The organism is Burkholderia sp. A2 (assembly GCF_001729305.1).
Lineage (GTDB): Bacteria > Pseudomonadota > Gammaproteobacteria > Burkholderiales > Burkholderiaceae > Burkholderia > Burkholderia sola.
Genome location: NZ_LZXX01000043.1, coordinates 1,861 through 2,146, shown reverse-complemented (window position 1 = coordinate 2,146; position 286 = coordinate 1,861). Strand labels below are relative to the sequence as shown.

The 286-nt window shown below is 74.1% G+C and carries 1 protein-coding gene; it reads right to left on the bottom strand.

Features of this window, described 5'->3' with window-relative positions; translation table 11 throughout:
- A partial coding sequence (locus A9Z05_RS03560; RefSeq protein WP_141723341.1) for an alpha/beta hydrolase fold domain-containing protein occupies window positions 1-286 on the bottom strand: 286 nt, incomplete at both ends.

Sequence of the window (286 nt, the reverse complement as noted above, 5' to 3'; positions counted from 1 at the left end):
CGGCCGCCTTCGCCTTGTCGGCGACGCGGCGCGAATCGTCGAGCAGCACTTCGGTGCTGCCGACCTGGATGTGCAGCGGCGGCAAGCCCGCGAAGTCCGCATGGAGCGGCGACGCGTACGGATGCGTCGCCGGCGCGTCGCCGAGATACAGCTTCGCGGCCTTCGGCAGCGCCGCGGCCGCGAACATGGGGTCGCGGCCGTCGTTGCTGCGCATCGTGTCGCCGGTGCCGGCCAGGTCCGTCCACGGCGAGAACAGGATCGCGCCGGCCGGCAGCGGCTCGCCGCG